Annotated in this window: 19 protein-coding genes; 13 read left to right on the top strand and 6 right to left on the bottom strand. The window is 58.1% G+C overall.

Annotation, left to right across the window (positions count from 1 at the left end; genetic code table 11):
* Nucleotides 1-115 precede the first annotated feature (115 nt).
* The gene (locus tag DX909_RS06670) at nt 116-1,414 is read left to right on the top strand and encodes an aminotransferase class I/II-fold pyridoxal phosphate-dependent enzyme (RefSeq protein WP_128544375.1); all 1,299 of its coding nucleotides are present in this window, start codon (nt 116-118) and stop codon (nt 1,412-1,414) included.
* 157 nt (nt 1,415-1,571) lie between these two features.
* On the top strand, nt 1,572-1,763 hold the full coding sequence (locus DX909_RS06665; protein WP_128544374.1) for a BF3379 family histone-like protein: 192 nt from the start codon (nt 1,572-1,574) through the stop codon (nt 1,761-1,763).
* A gap of 148 nt (nt 1,764-1,911) precedes the next feature.
* Here DX909_RS06665 and DX909_RS06660 read toward each other — a convergent pair whose 3' ends face one another.
* Complete coding sequence (locus DX909_RS06660) at nt 1,912-2,325, bottom strand: MaoC family dehydratase (RefSeq protein ID WP_128544373.1); 414 nt, start codon at nt 2,323-2,325, stop codon at nt 1,912-1,914.
* Between the two features lie 5 nt (nt 2,326-2,330).
* Nucleotides 2,331-2,762, bottom strand: coding sequence for a YybH family protein (locus DX909_RS06655; protein ID WP_128544372.1), 432 nt, complete (start codon nt 2,760-2,762; stop codon nt 2,331-2,333).
* 231 nt (nt 2,763-2,993) lie between these two features.
* Here DX909_RS06655 and DX909_RS06650 point away from each other — a divergent pair, with 231 nt between their 5' ends.
* Nucleotides 2,994-3,869 carry a diacylglycerol/lipid kinase family protein gene (locus DX909_RS06650; RefSeq protein WP_128544371.1) on the top strand — a complete coding sequence of 292 codons (876 nt, stop codon included), beginning with the start codon at nt 2,994-2,996 and terminating at the stop codon, nt 3,867-3,869.
* 51 nt (nt 3,870-3,920) lie between these two features.
* Nucleotides 3,921-4,271 (top strand): translation initiation factor, encoded by a 351-nt coding sequence (locus tag DX909_RS06645; protein ID WP_128544370.1) that lies wholly within the window; start codon nt 3,921-3,923, stop codon nt 4,269-4,271.
* Between the two features lie 2 nt (nt 4,272-4,273).
* Here DX909_RS06645 and DX909_RS06640 read toward each other — a convergent pair whose 3' ends face one another.
* Complete coding sequence (locus DX909_RS06640) at nt 4,274-5,788, bottom strand: peptide MFS transporter (protein ID WP_128544369.1); 1,515 nt, start codon at nt 5,786-5,788, stop codon at nt 4,274-4,276.
* A 192-nt stretch (nt 5,789-5,980) separates the two neighbouring features.
* Between DX909_RS06640 and DX909_RS06635 the strand changes: the two genes are divergently transcribed.
* On the top strand, nt 5,981-6,634 hold the full coding sequence (locus tag DX909_RS06635; protein ID WP_128544368.1) for a peptidoglycan DD-metalloendopeptidase family protein: 654 nt from the start codon (nt 5,981-5,983) through the stop codon (nt 6,632-6,634).
* On the opposite strand, the gene DX909_RS06630 is transcribed toward DX909_RS06635, so the two are convergent.
* On the bottom strand, nt 6,635-7,240 hold the full coding sequence (locus DX909_RS06630; RefSeq protein ID WP_128544367.1) for a hypothetical protein: 606 nt from the start codon (nt 7,238-7,240) through the stop codon (nt 6,635-6,637).
* Between the two features lie 117 nt (nt 7,241-7,357).
* On the opposite strand from DX909_RS06630, the gene DX909_RS06625 reads away from it, so the two are divergent.
* A complete protein-coding gene (locus DX909_RS06625; protein ID WP_128544366.1) occupies nt 7,358-8,095 on the top strand; it encodes an SIMPL domain-containing protein in 738 nt (245 codons plus the stop codon).
* Here the strand turns inward: DX909_RS06625 and DX909_RS06620 are convergent.
* The gene (locus DX909_RS06620) at nt 8,052-8,609 is read right to left on the bottom strand and encodes an AAA family ATPase (RefSeq protein WP_164851209.1); all 558 of its coding nucleotides are present in this window, start codon (nt 8,607-8,609) and stop codon (nt 8,052-8,054) included. The two genes, DX909_RS06625 and DX909_RS06620, sit on opposite strands and share 44 nt — an antisense overlap.
* Before the next feature lie 42 nt (nt 8,610-8,651).
* On the opposite strand from DX909_RS06620, the gene DX909_RS06615 reads away from it, so the two are divergent.
* Nucleotides 8,652-11,114 (top strand): zinc-dependent metalloprotease, encoded by a 2,463-nt coding sequence (locus tag DX909_RS06615; RefSeq protein WP_128544364.1) that lies wholly within the window; start codon nt 8,652-8,654, stop codon nt 11,112-11,114.
* A gap of 98 nt (nt 11,115-11,212) precedes the next feature.
* The gene (locus DX909_RS06610; protein ID WP_128544363.1) at nt 11,213-12,616 is read left to right on the top strand and encodes a hypothetical protein; all 1,404 of its coding nucleotides are present in this window, start codon (nt 11,213-11,215) and stop codon (nt 12,614-12,616) included.
* A gap of 64 nt (nt 12,617-12,680) precedes the next feature.
* Here the strand turns inward: DX909_RS06610 and mdh are convergent, their stop codons facing one another.
* Nucleotides 12,681-13,616, bottom strand: a complete 936-nt coding sequence (gene mdh / locus DX909_RS06605) for a malate dehydrogenase (RefSeq protein ID WP_128544362.1) — start codon at nt 13,614-13,616, stop codon at nt 12,681-12,683.
* Nucleotides 13,617-13,806: 190 nt separating this feature from the next.
* Between mdh and DX909_RS06600 the strand changes: the two genes are divergently transcribed.
* From DX909_RS06600 to ruvA, 5 genes are all read left to right on the top strand, one after another.
* On the top strand, nt 13,807-14,238 hold the full coding sequence (locus tag DX909_RS06600; protein WP_206512968.1) for a YkvA family protein: 432 nt from the start codon (nt 13,807-13,809) through the stop codon (nt 14,236-14,238).
* Between the two features lie 86 nt (nt 14,239-14,324).
* Nucleotides 14,325-14,528: a Sec-independent protein translocase subunit TatA/TatB gene (locus DX909_RS06595; protein WP_128544361.1), complete on the top strand. Its 204-nt coding sequence runs from the start codon at nt 14,325-14,327 to the stop codon at nt 14,526-14,528.
* Nucleotides 14,529-14,684: 156 nt separating this feature from the next.
* Entirely contained in the window at nt 14,685-16,127 is a 1,443-nt protein-coding gene (gene gatA / locus DX909_RS06590; protein ID WP_128544360.1) for an Asp-tRNA(Asn)/Glu-tRNA(Gln) amidotransferase subunit GatA, read from the top strand.
* Between the two features lie 258 nt (nt 16,128-16,385).
* Nucleotides 16,386-17,954 (top strand): lytic transglycosylase domain-containing protein, encoded by a 1,569-nt coding sequence (locus tag DX909_RS06585; RefSeq protein ID WP_128544359.1) that lies wholly within the window; start codon nt 16,386-16,388, stop codon nt 17,952-17,954.
* A 109-nt stretch (nt 17,955-18,063) separates the two neighbouring features.
* The gene (ruvA, locus tag DX909_RS06580; RefSeq protein WP_128544358.1) at nt 18,064-18,657 is read left to right on the top strand and encodes a Holliday junction branch migration protein RuvA; all 594 of its coding nucleotides are present in this window, start codon (nt 18,064-18,066) and stop codon (nt 18,655-18,657) included.
* Nucleotides 18,658-18,848 lie beyond the last annotated feature (191 nt).

Raw genomic sequence — 18,848 nt, 5'->3', positions numbered from 1 at the left:
ATTTCCGGCCGTTTTTCTAAATCCGAGGCTCCGGTTTGCCGTTGACGGAATTTAATTTACTTTTGTACTTATGTGGTTAACAAACTCATTATAAACCAATAATTAACGAGATAAAGTGGATTTATTTGAGAAATTACGCACGAATCTTGGCCCGCTCGGATCGTCGTCGCGGGAGCTGAATGCCCACCATTATTTCGCTTTCCCCAAGCTGGAAGGGGAATTAGGACCTCATATGACCTTCCAGGGAAAGAAAATGCTGAACTGGAGTCTGAATAACTATCTCGGGTTAGCCAACCATCCGGAAGTTCGGAAAGTGGATGCGGAAGCGGCCGCCCAGTGGGGCCTTGCCTATCCGATGGGCGCGCGGATGATGTCCGGAAATTCCGATCTCCATGAGCAGCTGGAGCAGCAACTGGCCTCCTTCGTCGGCAAGGAAGACGCCTTCCTGCTGAACTACGGCTATCAGGGAGTGATGTCGGCCATCGAAGCCGTCGTGGATTACCGCGACGTGATCGTCTACGATGCGGAATGTCATGCCTGTCTGATCGACGGGATCCGGCTGCATAAAGCCAAAATGGGTGAATATTACAAGTTTAACCATAACGACGTAGCCAGCCTGGAAAAGAACCTCCAGCGGGCTACGAAAAAGGCCGCCGAAAAAGGTGGTGGTATTCTGGTCATTACCGAAGGGGTATTCGGTATGTCGGGGAAGGTCGGCGACCTGAAAGGCATCGTGGCCCTGAAAGAGAAATATGACTTCAAACTCCTGGTCGACGATGCGCACGGCTTCGGCACCATGGGCGCGACCGGCGCGGGCGTGGGCGAACTGCAGGGCTGCCAGGACGGCATCGATCTGTACTTCTCCACCTTCGCCAAATCGATGGCCGCCATCGGGGCCTTCATCGCCGGCGATCACGACATCATCATGTATCTGAAATATAACATGCGCTCCCAGACGTACGCCAAGGCCCTGCCGATGCCGTATGTCATCGGAGCCATGAAGCGTCTGGACCTGATCAAAACCCAACCGGAGCTGCGCGAGAAGCTGTGGGAAAACGTGCGGGTACTGCAGGAGGGCCTGCGGGCGCGGGGCCTGAACATCGGCGATACTACCTCGCCGGTTACGCCGGTGCTGCTGCACGGCGTCGGCGGTATTCCGGAAGTCACGGCCCTGGTCCGCGACATGCGCGAGAACATGGGTATCTTCTGCTCGATCGTCGTCTACCCGGTGGTTCCCAAGGGCGTCATCATGCTCCGGATCATTCCGACGGCCGCCCATTCGCTTGAAGACGTCGAGTATACCCTGAAAGCCTTCAGCGAAGTTTCGGACAAGCTGGCCCGGGGATATTACCAGGAAAATGCCCAATTCAGCCGTCTGGAGGGCATTTCTACGGTTACCCAGGCCGCTGAGTAACCGTTTAGTAAGGATTAGTATACTATTTGGATTTTTCCAACGATTTTTTTACTTCTTTTCTTGCGCTGAATCGTAGAATGCGTATATTTCGCCAAAAACGCGGTTTTTGACCGTTTTAAGGCATTTTTTTCAACCTTTTAAACCCATACGTATTGCTATGGCACGTTTCGATGAGATCAAAAATCTGGTAATGTCTTTGGAATCTGATTTCGAAAAATTCTATGAAAAAGGAAATCAGGCAGCCGGCACCCGCGTACGGAAAGGCATGCAGGATCTGAAGACCCTGGCTCAGAATATCCGGTCCGAAGTTCAGAACCAGAAAAACTCCGCCAGCCAGGAAAAGGCATAGTCCTTACGCGCTTCCCAACGCAAAAGGCCCGGCAAACCTGCCGGGCCTTTTGCGTTTCAAATTGTTGGATGATTGAATTGTTGAATGATTGAATGAAGCTCCGCAGTGCTGCAAATGGCGGAGCCCATTCAATCATTCAACCACTCAATCACTCAACAATTCCCTTATGCATCAGCGTCGCGACGCCTTTCGTCGTGACTTTTCCCGTGCCGGCGTCCCGGATTTCGGTGGAGACTTCGGCGGTGTGTTTTTCGGGGTTGGTGGAGACGACGGTGAAGACGGCCTCGTAGTCGGTGTCGACGAACATCGGGCGGAGGAACTCCAGCGTCTGTTTCAGGTAGACGGAGCCGTAGCCCGGGAATTCGGTGCCGAGCACTTTGGTGAAGATGCCGGCGCCGAGCATACCGTGGATGATCGGACGTTTGAAGGGCGTCTGTGCCGCAAAATCGGCATCCAGATGGAGCGGGTTGTCGTCACCGGTGACCCGGGCGAAGGCTTCGACGTCGGCCTGTGAAAAGCGGAAGGTGTGCCGGTGGACGGCGTTTAATCCGAAGGGTGTCATAGTGTTTAGCTGGAATGATCGCTGATGATCAGCCACTGGCCGTTTATTTTTTTCCAGAGCAGGGTAAAAGAGCCCTCGGCGTCGCCGATCTGCGGGCGCGTCAGATGAAACCGGCCGATGACGTAGGCGACGTTTTTTGCCTGAAACTCCAGCTTCAGGATGGTGAATTTCAGCGTTCCCATCGTGGCCCGGTCCGGATACCGCCGTTTGTAGTTGCTCAGGGTGGCCTCGTACCCGTAGGTGACCCCGACCTTGCCGATGAAGGTCAGCGAGTCGGAGCGCCAGTAGCCGTTCATGAAGGCTTCCACGTTTCCGGCGTTCCAGTCGGTAGTCTGGCGGCTCAGAATGTCCAGAATGGCTTTCCGGTCGGTGGGCGTCTGGGCGGCCGCAGAGAAGGCGGCCAGCCAGAAGGAAAGCAGGAAAACAACGTATCTCATTCCCCGTTTTTAGGCGCAAAGTAAGGAAAGAAGCCGGATTGTCCCCGCATTCAGGCCGTATTCTTTGCGTATTCTGCCGCAACTTTCCGACCTTTGCGGGCAAGAGGCATTCCCTATGAACCGAATCCGTAAATTTTACGAAGATTATAAGCCCTACATCTTCGCCGACGGCTGGTATTACGTTTTCATCGTCGTTTTCATCATTCTCCTGTTCATCTTTTTCTCCTGACCGTGGCCCAGACGAGTTTGCTTGCCATCGTGAACCCGTTGTCCGGAACGGCCTCCGTCCGTGAAAAACAGCAGTGGGTCGATTTTCTGAAGAAGGACGCGGAGGAAGCCGGTTTCGTGCCGGAAGCGGTCTTCACCGAATCCCCCGGCCATGCCACCGAACTGGCGAAGGCTGCGGCCCGGCAGGGCATCGGGCGGGTGCTGGCCATCGGCGGTGACGGAACGGTGAACGAAACCGCCCGGGCGCTCCTGCGGACGCAGACCGCGCTGGGCATCGTGCCGGTCGGTTCAGGAAACGGGTTGGGAAGGCACCTGGGCCTGCCGCTGCGGCCGAAGCAGGCCATCGGACGGGCGCTGAAAGGCCGGCCCGTCGTGATCGACAGCGGGACCATCAACGGCCTGCCTTTTTTCTGTACTACCGGGCTGGGTTTCGATGCCTACGTGGCTCACGAGTTCGCCCGGCAGGCGACGCGGGGCCTGCCGACCTATATCCGCACCTCCCTGGCGGCCTACCGGCGCTACCGGCCGGCCGAGTATGAGGTGGAAGGGGAAAAACAACGACTATTTTCACTGACGGTCGCCAATGCCGGCCAGTTCGGGAACAACGCCTGGATTGCCCCAAAGGCCAACGTCTCCGACGGGCTGCTGGACCTCTGCTGCATGAAACCGTTTCCGATGCAGGCGGTGCTGATGCTGGGCTATCAGCTTTTTAACCGGACCCTCGACCGTTCATCTTACCTGAGCATCCTGCCCCGAACCCGGGTGGTGGTGAAAGGGCAGGGGCCGTTGCCTGTGCACATCGACGGAGAGCCGGTCGTGCTGGAATCCGATACCGCCCGGGTGGAGGTCGTACCGTCGAGTTTATTGGTGATCCTGTAGTCGACCGGCCGCTGCGGCCGGTCCGGTGAAGGGAAATAGACAGATCAGACTATGAGCAAGAAAAAGAATTCCGGCGGGTCGCGCTCGGGCATCGTCTACTCCACCGACCCGGATTTCAGCTTTCAGCCGGACAACGGCGACGAAGCCGAAACGCTGCCCCCCCAGCAGCAGAACCTCAAAGTATGGCTCGACCGCAGGGGGGGAGGCAAGGTGGTCACCGCTATCCGGGATTTCGTCGGTACCGAAACCGACCTAAACGAACTCGGCAAACAACTGAAAGCCGCCTGCGGGGCCGGTGGGGCCGTCAAGGACGGGGAAATCCTGATCCAGGGCGACCACCGCGACAAAGCCCTCGCCTGGCTGGCCGGTAAGGGGTTTAAAGCGAAAAAAGCCGGCGGGTGAGGCTATTCGATGCCGCCCATCCATTTTTTGATCGGTTTCGAGAAAATGATGAACAGGGAACCGGTGACCAGAGAGAACCACACGACGCTCATGAACAGGTCGGGCATCTGTTCGACGTTGTTTTCGTCGAAATTACCGGCAAACAGCCCCGCGATCAGGTTCCCGAACGAAGTCGCCACGAACCAGATGCCCATCAGCTGGCTCAGGTATTGCCGGGGAGCCAGCTTGGTGAAAACGCTCAGGCCGACCGGACTCAGACACAGTTCGCCCAGGGTGTGGAACAGGTAGGTGAAAATCAGGAAGCTGCCCGACACCCGGGTCGTCTGCGGCAGGCTTTGAATGACCGCGTTGGCGCCGAATACCATCACCAGAAAGCCCAGACCCATGAGCAGGATGCCGATCCCGAATTTGACCGGAGTGGCGGGGTTCAGGTTCCGTTTGGCCAGATAAATCCAGAGCGAAGCCAGGGGAGCCGCAAAAATCAGGATGTAGGCCGGGTTGTAGTTCTGGAACCAGCCGGCGGGCATCGTCCAGCCCCAGTAGTCGCGGTCGGTGTAGCGGTCGGCGAAAATGTTGAGCGAGGAGCCGGCCTGCTCGAAGCCGGACCAGAACAGGGCCGCCCCCAGGAAAAAGACCATCAGCACCACCACCCGCTTTTTCTCGACGGTATTCAGCCCGCCCGCCACCAGGATGTTGATGAAGTAAATGACCGTAATGGCCGGAATGATGATGCCCATCGCCTGGGCGATGCCGGTGGCCGTCGAGAGGTCGATCCGGCCCGTAAAGCTCAGAAAAGCAATGAAGGCGACGGTGGCCAGCGTCAGGACGATCGTGAGCGTACTGTTGCTCTTGGCGGCTTCTCCGGACGGCTGTTTTTCCTGCGCTTTCGGATACATCCCCTTGTCCTGCAAGTACTTAGGTCCCAGTGCCCGGTAAGCCACCAGCCCGAGGAACATGGCCACGGCGGCCGCTCCGAAACCGGCATGCCAGTTCACCTTTTCACCGAGGTAGCTGACCACCAGCTGGCCCAGGAAGGAGCCGGTATTGATGCCCATGTAAAAAATGGAAAAGGCGGCATCCCGGCGGGCCCCTCCCTCCGGATACAATTCGCTGACGATGGAGCTGATATTGGGTTTCAGCAGCCCCGTTCCGACCGCGACGAAGGCCAGACCGGTGTAGAAAACGCCCGGCCCGGACGGGATGGCGAGGATGATATGACCCAGCATGATGACGATCCCTCCGTACCAGATGGCTTTCCGCTGGCCGAGAACATTGTCGGCCAGCCAGCCGCCCGGCAGGGATAGCAGGTAGACCGAGGAAACGTACAAACCGTAGATGGCTCCGCTCTCCGCTTCCGAAAGGCCCATTCCGCCCCGGACCTTATCCAGCAGAAACAGTATCAGGATGGCCCGCATCCCGTAATAACTGAACCGTTCCCACATTTCGGTGAAAAAGAGAACATACAGCCCGCGGGGGTGTTTGGCCGAGACGGATGGAGATGGAATCGTAGATTGCATTCAGTAAGTCTGTTGATAGTTAAGATCGGAAAGTTTTGTAACTAACGGTCAAAAAGGGATTAAAAATACAAGCCCGGCCGGAATCTCCCAAACGAACACGGCCGATATGCATAATTACAAAATAAATTGAATTTGGTTTGGTCGGAAAGTCGCCCGAACTCAGCCGATTGACCCGTTAACGAAATCACCTGCATGCCCGTCTGCCCCGTTTTGCCTTTCGACTTTCGGAAGGACCCTTTTCTGGTGCTGGATTTTACGAACCGCAATCCTGATCTGGCCGATGTCGATCTGACGGATACGGCGGTTTTTACCGATTACGTGTTTGGAAAGCTCCGCCGGGCGGGGGCGGCCGTCGGGGTAGGCGGGTATGACGAAAACCGCGTCATCTACCGCCGGAGCGCCCATTTCAACGGAGCCGAAGAGCCGCGGACCGTGCATCTCGGCATCGACCTCTGGGCCGCGGCCGGAACGCCCGTATCGGTTCCTTACGATGGGGTGGTTCATAGCTTTCGGGATAACGACCACTTCGGCGACTACGGCCCGACGATCATCCTCCGGCATACTTTCGAATCGGGAACGGTGTATTCGCTGTACGGCCACCTGAGCCGGGGTTCCCTTCAGGGCCTGGAGGAAGGGCAGGGGCTGGCAGCGGGCCGGCGGCTCGGCGAAATCGGGCCGTACCCGGAAAACGGTGACTGGCCTCCGCACCTGCATTTCCAACTGATGACCGATCTGATGGGTCTATGGGGGGACTTCCCCGGTGTCTGCAGCCTGCCCGACCGCGAACGATTTCTGGCGATCTGCCCCAATCCGAACCGGTGGCTGGGCATACCGGGCCTGCCCTGATTACTTCTCGGTGATGGAAATCCGGATGTCGTGGGGCGCCACTTCGTCCCCGCCGAAATAGGGGTAGAGCAGATACCGCTGGGTGCTCTCCACCTTCGTGCAGCCGCGCGGAATGACGGTATCACGGCCCTTGAAGGAGAACACGTAGTTGTTGCCGACGATGCTCAGCTTGTAGTCGAACCCGGTATTGACCAGGGCGACGCCCAGTTCCTTCGTGATGCGCTGGCCGTTGACGTAACAGTAGGCGTAGATGCGGAGGGCATTATTTTTCCAGTTCCATCCGAAACGGGCGCTGGAAACGTTATGATGAGTATCGCAGTCGGAAAAGCCGTACAGCTTGTTGATGTCCTCCTGGTTGGCGGTAGTCGTGGATTTGTAAATCGCCGAATTGTCGAATTTCGCGCTGAACGAAAGGGTGGTTTTGGGGGTGAACACGAGCGCGGACTGCTGGCAGTAATGGTCTCCGGCCCTGATTAGGTAAACGACCGGCGCGGCCACGCGGGCCTTTACCTCCGGCTGGGGCGTGCTGGTGTTTTCGGCCGGTTTTTCACAGCCCTGGAAGGCCATCAGGAGGACGGCAGACAGGAAAGCATACAAGGGTCGCATCGGTATCAACGGCAGGAGTCGGAACGGACGGACAAGGTACGGACTTTTGACGATGCAAACCATCATTCACCTCCTGTTTGGAGGATCATTTTTCGAATACAACCAACCAAAATCACCATGCGCATCCTGCTTCTGCTTTTCGTCTCTTTTTTCGGCTTTTCTTCCCTTCGGGCCCAGCAGCAGACCCCCGATCTGCCCGTCAACCGGGTAGTGGTCATCGGCGATGCGACGCTGGAACTCCCGGCCGACGAGGTCAAGGTGACCGTCACGCTCCAGTTCAGCGATCCCAACGACGCCCGCCGGGCCTATGAAAGCCACCGGAATGCCGAAAAACGGCTGGTACAGCTCCTGCGTGAGTTCCGGATCGTGGAGAAGGACATCCGGTATTCCCTGCTGACGGTCCAGAAATCCGAGAATATCTTCGGGCCCGAAGGCAAGCGTCGCGACGAGATCGTTACCAATCAACAGGTGTTTTTCAAACTGAATGACCTGAAACGCTACCCTGATCTGCAGCTGGCCCTGATCGGCAGCGGTTTCAACCGCTTCAGTGCGGCTTTCAGTTCGTCGAAGGCCGAGGAAAGCAAGAACGACGCGCTCGATAAAGCCGTCGAGGTAGCCCGCCGGAAAGCCGTCGTGATGGCGAAAGCCGCCGGCCGGACCCTCGGCAGCGTCCTGAGCGTCCGGGATACGGAAGAAACCGATCCGGTGCTGAGGAAGGTCTTCTATGCCAACGAGATGGCCGCCAACGCCGAGATGCGGGTGGGGTATGGCATGGCCGCCGACGGCAACCTGTTTGATATTCCCCAGCTGATCAGGATTCCCGCCCAGGTGAAGGTGACGTTTGAATTACGATAGTCACCCGGTCCACCTCCTCCGGCGACCGGAGCCGGTACACTTGTTTGAACCCTTCGTATTCCATATACCGCACATCGAGCCAGAGATCCCGGCGCTGGCGGTGCAGCACATGGTCGCCGAAGGCCCGGTCGGTACGGTTTTTCCGGCGTTCGACGAGAACCGCTTCCGGCATGTCGAACACGATGCCGACCACAGGGCAGCGGTATTCCCCGGCCAGCGCCAGGAGCGATTCGCGGGCCGGTGGCTGCACGTTGGTCGCATCGATGACCGTCAGCCGGCCCCGCTTCAGCCGTTTGGCGGTCAGGAAGTGAAGCAGCTCGAACGCGTCGGAAGTGGCCGACTGGTCGTTTTCGTCGTCGGCCACCAGCGCCCGGCAATGATCCGAGGAGACGACCTCCGTCGGGCGGAAATGCCGCCGGGCAAAGGTCGTTTTGCCCGCCCCGCTGACCCCGACGAGCAGAACGAGCGAAAATTGGGGGAGTTGAAGTTGAAGGTTGTTGGCAGTCGGTAACACCTTTTCGTATATTTAGCGATACGCCACCAACATACAACCTCTATGCGAAGACAAAGTTCTACCGGCATTTTTCTGCCTTTCTGCCTTCTCCTCAGCCTTTTCGTCCTTCTCAGCCTTCCCTCTGTCCGCGCCCAGACCCCCACCATCACCGCCTTCACGAACGGGATGGAAAAGCAGCCCGGTTTTCTGACGTTTTACTGGGACGCCAAAAAAGGCCGCATCTGGCTGGAAATCGAGCGATTCGACACCGAACTGCTGTATTACCCCTCCCTGGCGTCGGGGGTCGGTTCCAACGATATTGGGCTGGACCGCGGCCGGCTGGGGCAGGAACACATCGTCCGGTTCCAGCGCAGCGGCCCCAAAGTTTTAATGATCGAACCGAACTACAGTTACCGCGCCATCAGCAACGATCCGCTCGAACGGCGGGCCGTCGAGGAGTCCTTTGCCCAGTCGGTGCACTGGGGCTTCGAGGTGGTGGCCGAAGAAGCCGACCGGGTGCTGGTCGATCTGACGCCCTTTCTGATGCAGGATGCGGTCGGCGCGGTGCAGGCCATCAGCCAGACCCGGCAGGGTAATTTCAAACTCGACCCCACCCGCTGCGCACCCTATCTGCCCCGGACCAAAGCCTTTCCGCAGAATACGGAGTTCGAAGCCATCATCACCCTCACCGGCGACAGCCCCGGCGCCTACCTGCGCTCCGTGGTGCCGACCGCCACGACGGTGACCATGCGCCAGCATCACTCGTTCGTGCAGCTGCCCGACCCCGGCTACAAACCGAGGGAGTTCGATCCCCGCATCGGCTACGGCGGCATCGAATACTTCGACTATGCCACCCCGGTCAGCCAACCGATCGCGAAGCGGTATATTTCCCGGCACCGGCTGGAGAAAAAAGACCCGAAAGCCGCCGTCAGCGATCCCGTCAAACCCATTGTGTATTACCTCGATCCCGGGACGCCCGAACCGATCCGGTCGGCGCTGATGGAAGGCACCGCCTGGTGGAACCAGGCCTTCGAAGCCGCCGGTTACCGAAACGCCTTTCAGGTGAAGCTGCTGCCGCCCGACGCCGACCCGATGGATATCCGTTACAACCTGATCCAGTGGGTACACCGCTCGACGCGCGGCTGGTCGTACGGCGCCAGTGTGATCGACCCCCGGACCGGGGAAATCATCAAGGGCAAGGTGACGCTGGGATCGCTGCGGGTCCGGCAGGATTACCTGATTGCCCAGGGGCTGGTCGGGAAGTTCGATACGGATACTTCACACGTCGGGGAAATGATGCAGATGTCGCTCGACCGGCTTCGGCAGCTGGCCGCCCATGAGGTCGGTCATACGCTGGGCCTGCCGCATAATTACGTCGCCAGCACGCAGAACCGGGCTTCGGTGATGGATTATCCACACATGGTCGCCAGGCTGAAAGGCGCATCCATCGACCTCTCCGACGCCTACACCAAAGCCATCGGCGACTACGACAAGTGGTCCATCATCTGGGGATACCAGCATTTCCCGGAGGGCACCTACGAAAAACAGGAACTGGAAAAGATCGTTCGGCAGATGCACGCCAAAGGGCTGACCTTCCTGACCGATCAGGACGCCCGGCCCGAGGGCAGCGCCCACCCCGCTACCCACCTCTGGGACAACGGCAGCAACGCCGTGGACGAACTCAACCGCGTCATGGAAGTCCGGCGGGTGGCCCTGTCGAATTTCAGCGAGAAGAAGATTCCGGCGGGGATGCCGATGGCGACGATGGAGGAGGTGTTCGTGCCGATGTATATGTTCCACCGGTATCAGGTCGAAGCGGCCGCCAAGGTACTGGGCGGTCAGGAATATACGAATGCCCTCCGGGGCGACGGGCAGCGGGTGCTGGCGACGGTTCCGGCCGGGCAGCAGCGCAAGGCCCTCGACGCCCTGCTGGCGACCCTCGACCCGGCGGCCTTGGCGGTGCCTGAGCCGGTACTGAGCCTGATTCCGCCCCGCGCGTTCCGGTATGATCCCAACCCGAGGGAAGTGTTCAAACGCCATACCGGCATCACCTTCGACCCGCTGGGGCCGCCCGAAGCCGCCGTTGGAATGACGGTCCGGATGATGCTCAACCCCGAACGCTGCGCCCGGCTGCTGCGGCAGAAGCTGTTCGATCCCACGCAGATCGGGCTGGACGAGGTGTTCGACCGGGTGATCGCCAAAGTATACGGAAAGCCGTTGGAAAAGAATTACCGGTGCGAGATCACCCGGATGACCCGCCTGCGGGTGCTGGACCATCTGATTTCGCTGGCCCTGAACAAAGACAACGACGCCGGGGTGCGGGAGGAGGCCCACCGGGCGGTTCAGAAAATAAAACGTACCATCGAACCCGCTCAGAATCAGGATAGTTTCCTGTCCTTTCTGGTCCGGCAGTATGAGCAGCATCCCGAGCAGGTTCCGGCTTCCGGGGTGCTGTCACCGCCCGACGGCCAGCCCATCGACCCGGGGCAGGAATGGCTCGAACCGGACTGCGAATGGGGACGATAGGCTCCCCTCCCGGCAGCAGGCACCAATCTTTTTTACGCACAAAAAACCGAACGGTCTATCTTTGGCCCTTCGGTTTTTTTCATCCTATTCCACCTGTTATGAAGTACACACTGATTGGCACCCTGCTGCTTTCGGGCGGTCTGGCATTCGCCCAGCCGACGACCGACTCCAGCTCCGGGCCACCGCCCCGGCCCTCGCCGGAAAGGAACGAGCTGAAGTACAACCTGAACGCGTCCGGCTCCCATTTTTTCAAGGTCACGTTTCTCAACCAGACCTGGCTTCGGCTGAACCGCAGCAACCCGGGCACGACCGTAATCGGGGAGGCCCGGGACCATACCTTCGACATTGGCCTCCGCCGGACCCGCATTCAGCTGTTCGGGCAGATCAGCGACCACCTTTTCCTGTATTTCCAGTTCGGGATGAACAATTTCAACTTCCTGAACGGCTTTCCGGGCTTCAATACCGTCGGGACGCCCTCCAATCGCAAGATTCAGGCGTTCTTTCACGATGCGGTCGGGGAATATGTGGTTTTCAAAAACCGGGATTATCTGAAGATCGGGGGCGGCCTGACCATCGTCAACGGGCTTTCGCGGTTCAGTCAGCCGGGCGTGAGTTCGATCCTGTCGATGGACGTGCCGGTATTTGCGCAGGCCACCGTGGACCAGACCGACGAATTTTCCCGTAAACTCAGCGTCTACGCCCGCGGACAGATAGGACCGGTCGACTACCGCTTCGCCCTGAGCGACCCGTTCCCGATTCAGACCAGCGGAGCGGCTCCACCGGCCCTGGGTCCGAATGCCAATTTTGCCCTGAAAGGCCACAGCAAACAGGTGCAGGGGCTGTTGCTCTACCAGTTTCTCGACCGGGAATCCCACCAGACCCCCGGTTACATGACCGGGACGTATCTGGGTAAAAAGAAAATCTTCAATCTGGAGGCCGGATTCATTACGCAGAAAAATGCCCTGTGGCACACCGGCGCGACGGCAGTCGACACCGTGTACCAGAACCTGAATTTATGGTCGGTGGCGGCCTTCCTTGACCTGCCCGCCAACCCGGCGACCGGCTCGGCCGTCAATGCCTATCTGGGCTATTTCCATACCGATTACGGAAAGAATTACCTTCGGTTCAACGGGATCATGAACCCGGCCAGCGGGATCACCCAGGCGCCGGGCGGGCTGGGGGGCGCGCAGGGCAACGCGTTTCCGATGTTCGGAACGGGCCGCGTCATTTATGCCCAGCTGGGGTATCTTTTCCGGCAGAATTTGCTGGGCAACAACGGAACACTGATGCCTTACGCCCAGGCCCAGCTCGGCGATTACGACCGGCTGACCAAAACCATGGGGGTCTATAATGTGGGGCTGAACTGGCTCATCCGGGGCCATAACGGCAAGCTTACGATCGACTATCAGAACCGCCCTTATTACCGGGGCGTCGCTTCGGGGCCGCTCGAACCGGCGGGGCGTCGCGGGCAGGTGGTTCTCCAGTTCCAGGTATTTATCTGATTCCCGAACCTTGGCGAAAACAGAAAGAGGCCGGCGGGTGCCGGCCTCTTAATTTTTATGCGGGTCAGATTTCCAGGGTTTCGAGAACATTGTTCATGTTCCGGACGGCATCGGCCGATTTGTTGAAGGCTGCCTGCTCTTCCTCGTTCAGGTTGAAATCGACGATCGACTCCCAGCCGCTGCGACCCAGCACGACCGGAACGCCGAGGCAGATGTCCGACTGGCCGTATTCGCCCTCCAGGTACACGGAGCAGGGGAACAGGCGTTTCTGATCACGAACGATGCTTTCGACCAGAATGGCGCCGGCCGCACCCGGTGCATACCAGGCCGAGGTGCCGATCAGTTTGGTCAGCGTGGCACCGCCCACCATCGTGTCGGAGGCTACCTTCCCGAGCGTTTCGGCATCGAGGAAGTTGCCGACCGGCACCCCGGAGAGGGTCGCCAGACGGGTCAGCGGGATCATGGTGGTGTCGCCGTGACCGCCGATGACGCTGGCCTGAAGGTCGTTGGGCGAGCATTTCAGGGCCAGGGAAAGATACGTTTTGAAGCGGGCCGAGTCGAGGATGCCGCCCATGCCGATGATGCGGTTTTTGGGCAGGCCGGACGATTTCAGGGCCAGGTAGGTCATCGTATCCATCGGGTTGGAGATGATGACGAAAATGGCGTCGGGAGAGTGTTTCAGAATGTTTTCGGTCACTCCCTTGACGATGCCGGCGTTGATGCCGATCAGTTCTTCCCGGGTCATCCCCGGTTTGCGCGGAATCCCCGAAGTGATGACCACTACATCCGAACCCGCCGTTAATTCGTAGTTATTGGTAGAACCGGTGATTTTGACGTCGCAATCCAGCAGTGTGGATGCCTGAAGCATGTCGAGACCCTTGCCCTCGCTGAGGCCTTCCTTGATGTCGAGGAGAACCACCTCTTCGGCCAGTTCCCGGCGAGCGATGTTATCGGCACAGGTCGCCCCAACGGCTCCGGCTCCTACTACGGTAATTTTCATAGAATTATTCGATTTACGGGTGAAAGACACAGTGAAAAATCGGTGCAAAAATAGGACAGGCGTCGAACACTCATGCCGTTCGCTAACGGTTTTTTTATGAATCTACACTTTTGGTCCGGAAAATGTGTTATAGCAATGAAATCGGGTTTTCCCGACTCGTTCCGTCCATCATTCAAATTAACCTAAGTCCATGCCAAACCGTCGTTTGTTATCGGCCGTGCTAAGCTCCATTTTCTTTCGTCGCTCCACCCAGAAGGCATCACGGTATACCCGGAGCGGCAAATCGCTGATGGACCTGATCCGCCGGGTAGCGGAGAAGTCGGGTTCGCTGGGAGTGGGGGGGAGTTATTCGGCCGCCCGCGACCAGATCAATCTGCTGGTCCGGATGGTCCGGGCATACGCGAAGGGCGAATACCGGTCCCTGCCGAGCAAAACGCTCGTCCGGCTGGTGGCCGTCCTGATCTATTTCGTGTCTCCGCTCGATTTTCTGCCGGACGTGCTGCCGGTCCTGGGACTGACGGATGATATCGCCCTAATTTTGTGGCTGGTAAGTTCCATCGGCGACGATATCGAGAAATTCAGCCAGTGGGAGCGCGACCGGTCTTCCATTAAAATTGGGTGAAAATTCGATAAAGGGCTGTGTAATAAATTCATAAAAAACGTTACTTTTGTAATGAATTCCTGCATACACTTATAACTCATACTATTATGGAATTACTGACGATTTTTGCCTTTTTAGGCTCGCTCGGCGGCACTGAACTGCTTCTGATCGGTCTGGTTATCCTGTTGTTCTTTGGTGCAAAACGGATTCCGGAGCTGATGAAGGGTCTTGGAAAAGGCATCCGTGAATTCAAGGACGCAACCAAAGATGTCCGCGAAAACATCGAAGAAGGCCTCCGCGATACGAAATAATTGGTGAAGGATTGAGTTGTTGAATGATTGAGTGCGCGCTGCCATTTTCGGCACTGCGGAGCCTAATCAATCATTCAACAATTCCATCATTCAATCATTCCCCTGGACAACAGCTCGCTCTGTTGTCTATTTTTTTACTACCACCTGCCGTTCCCTATGTCCGTAAAAACGTACGACTCCCTCTCCCAGATTCAGAACGATCTTGCCGTTGGTGCGGTCACCTGCCGCGGGCTGGTTGAACATTATCTCCGGCGGATCGAAGAAAACCGGCACCTGAACGTTTTCGTGGCCGTCTATGCCGAGGAAGCCCTTCGCCGGGCCGACGAAGTGGACGCCCGCCGGCAGGAAGGCAAAGCCGGGCGGCTGGCCGGAATGGTCATCGGGATCAAGGACGTACTTTCCTATACCGGTCACGGCGTACAGGCCGGAAGCCGCATTCTGGACGGTTTTACGGCCCAGTTCACGGCGACGGCCGTCCAGCGGGTGATCGACGAGGACGCCATCGTGATCGGCCGCCAGAATTGCGACGAGTTTGCGATGGGGTCTTCCAACGAAAACTCCGCCTTCGGGCCGGTCCGGAATGCGGCCGATACCGACCGGGTTCCCGGCGGGTCGTCGGGCGGGTCGGCGGTGGCGGTGCAGGCGGGTCTCTGTCTGGCTTCGCTGGGGTCCGATACGGGCGGCTCCGTTCGTCAGCCGGCTGCCTTCTGCGGGGTCGTCGGGCTGAAACCGACTTATGCGCGCGTGTCGCGCTGGGGGCTGATCGCCTACGCTTCCTCCTTCGACTGCATCGGCCCAATCACGCGGAGCGTGGAGGATGCCGCCCTGCTGCTCGAAGTGATGGCCGGTCCCGACGAGTTCGACAGCACGGTGTCCCGCAACGAAGTGCCTGCCTACCATGCCCTGCTGAAGGAAAACCGGCCCCTCCGCATCGGCTACCTGCGGGAGGGCGTGGAGAGCGAAGGCGTCGATGCCGACATCCGGCAGAAAACCAGGGAGGCCCTCGATGCCCTTCAGGCGCTGGGCCATACGGTCGAGCCGGTCGATTTTCCCCTGTTGCAGCACGTTCTACCCACTTACTACATCCTGACCACCGCCGAAGCCAGCTCCAACCTGTCGCGCTTCGACGGGGTTCGCTACGGCTACCGGAGTCCCAACGCGACGGACCTGGAATCCCTCTACAAAAAATCACGTACGGAAGGCTTCGGCGACGAGGTCCGGCGCCGGATTTTACTGGGCACCTTCGCCCTGAGCGCAAGTTATTACGATGCCTATTATACGAAAGCCCAGCAGGTTCGTCGTTTAATCAAGGACGCCACCGACGCCCTGTTTGCCGGTTATGATCTGATTGCCACCCCCGTAACGCCGACGACGGCCTTCCGGATCGGTGAAAAGGCCAGTGATCCGCTACAGATGTACCTGGCCGATATTTTCACGGTGCAGGCCAACGTGGCGGGCTGCCCGGCCATTTCGGTGCCGAACGGTACCGACCGGACGGGGCTGCCGATCGGGTTTCAGCTGATGGCCGCACCCTTCCGCGAAGCCGACCTGCTGTCGGTCGCCGGACGGTTGAGGCAGCGGCAGGAAGTTCCGGCCTGATCCACGGCGATATTCGTTCCGAAACAGGCCTTTTCAGCGGCATCCGGCTTCCGTCGGACGCTTGATTACTCCCACTCTCCACACCACCCGTTCCGGCCGTTTGGGCGGCATTTTTCGGGATAAATAGGACTTTTAATAGTTTTTCCGGCTTTTTTATCCCGGAAATTTGATAAAAAGTATTTTTCGCCCCATTTTTAAACCGCCAGACTCTTTGATTCGATTGCTGTACTTAACCGAATTGTAACCTAAAACCTGCTCATGACGTACCTGAAGAAGACCCTTCACGGCCTCCGTGTTGCCTGTGCAGTTGTAATTGTAGCGAGCGTGTGTCCCCGGAGCTGGGGGGCAGGATTTCCTTCCGATACCAATGGCGTTGCCGCCGATACCCTGGGTGAACCGATTGAAGTGGTTGCGCTTCCCGAAGTGATGTCCGTGCCGGAAGAAACCCTGCGCGACCGGCTGGGGAAGCTGGAGAAGTCGATCGCTCTGAACTATAACAAGACGGTCCACGGCTTCATCGACTATTTTACCTTCCGCAAGCCGAGCTACACCAAAAAGGTGATGGAACGGATGCCGATGTTCTTCCCTCTCTATGAGCGGCTTCTGGCCGAACACGACCTGCCCGACGAACTGAAATACCTCTCTATCGTCGAATCTTCCCTGGACCCGAAGGCGGTTTCCCGCGTGGGCGCCGGCGGGCTGTGGCAGTTCATGCCGTATACGGGTTCCGACTACAAGCTGTATCAGGATGAGTATATCGACGAACGGATGGACCCGGTAAAGTCGACGGTGGCGGCCTGCAAATACCTGAAGCAGCTTTATAACGTCTTCGGCGACTGGCACCTGGCGCTGGCGGCCTACAACAGCGGCCCCGGCACGGTCAAACGGGCCATGCGCCGGTCCGGGGGCGATTCGTTCTGGACGATCTACAACTTCCTGCCGAAAGAAACCCGGGCCTACGTCCCGCAGTTCATCGCCCTGACCTACATGATGAACTTCGCCAACGACCACGGCATTTACGCCGAAGCGCCCGAATATCCCATTCCCTGCGATACGATCCACGTCAATGGATTCATGTCCATCGAGCGGTTCGCTAAATTTACCGGGGTTCCGCTGGCCGACCTGCAGAAGATGAATCCCTGCATCATGACGGGGATTCTGCCGGAGCATACCCGCAATTTCGTGCTGCGGGTCCCGCGCGACCGCTTCGATTTCTTCGAGGCCAATCGGCTGGCCATTCTCGACTCGGCTTCCCGGTTTCCGTCGGTTTCGACCAATATGCTGCTGGCTTCCGCCGAATCGGTCAGTTACGGCCTGGATTCGGCCCGCCGGTACGACTACTTCCCGTTCACCAGCGCGAATGAGGAACAGGCCCGGGAAAACCGGGTGGTCGTAGCGGCAAACGCCCCCGCCGGTGAGGAGGAAGACATGGAGGAGGTCGTAAAGAAGAAACCCCGGAAGACGTATCACATCGTCAAAAAAGGGGAGGTGCTGAACCGCATCGCCGAGAAATACGACGTCGAATTATACGATCTGAAAAAATGGAATCACCTGCGTTCGACCTCCATCCGGCGGGGCCAGAAACTGGTGATCATGAAAGAGCCGGAGGCCCCGGTCCGGGTGGCCAGAGCCGAAAAAACCGGCGAACGCCGGGAAGTGGCCCGGAAAGGGAAAACCTACAAGCCGAAATACCACCGGGTTCAGGACGGCGACACCCTCTGGAACATCTCCCAGCGCTACAGCGATCTGACGGTCGAGCAGCTCAAGAAACTGAACAGGATCAAGGGCAATTCCCTGCGGCCGGGCCAGCGGCTGATCGTCGGCTGAACCGCGTCAAAGACAGCACCATTCACGACCCGCGACACCCTGAATGTCGCGGGTTTTTCATATCTTTGATTCTTCGCAACCGGCGCTTTGCCGGCCGCACAAGCCTTCTATGATTGCCTATATCACCGGAAAAATTACCCATAAAGATCCGACGTTCGTGATCCTGGAAACCCACGGGCTGGGTTATGAAATTCATATTTCCCTTTATACTTCGACGGCCCTGCCCGCACCGGGAGAAACCTGCAAACTGCATACCTACCAGCACATCCGGGAGGATGCCCAGACCTTATACGGTTTTGCCGACCCCGACGAAAAAGTGCTGTTCATGGACCTGATCGGTGTCAGCGGCATCGGCCCCAACACCGCTCTGACCATGCTGTCGACCCTGGCACCCAACGAACTCCGGCAGGCCATCCTGATGGAAAACGTAAAGGCCGTGCAGAGCATCAAGGGAATCGGTGGGAAAACCGCCCAGCGCCTGATCCTGGAACTGCGCGACAAGATGAAAAAGGCCGGGATCATGGCCCAGGCCAACGTTCCGAACTACCGCATGGGGGGCAACCCGGTCCGGGAAGAAGCCCTGGCCGCCCTCATTACGCTCGGTATTCCGAAGCCGGTCGCCGAAAAGAGCGTCGATACGATCCTGAAACGGGAAGGAGAAGAAATCAGTGTCGAACAGTTAATTCGGCTGGCGCTGCGATAATCGGCAAGGAATTTGATAGGTACCGTTTAATCAGTCTTCAATTTGTATTATTCGCCGTTCATCTAAAAATAATGGCAAGGTTTTCGCCGTTTGGAGATAGAGGATATTCGTGTGAAGAAAGAAAACTACCTATTCCACCGAATCAGTTTGTACGTGTTTCTCTTGGAATTTATTGATTACCAGCGATCAAC

Origin of the sequence: Larkinella soli, assembly GCF_003703975.1 — a bacterium.
GTDB lineage: Bacteria > Bacteroidota > Bacteroidia > Cytophagales > Spirosomataceae > Larkinella > Larkinella soli.
This window is presented reverse-complemented; position numbering and strand designations above follow the sequence as displayed.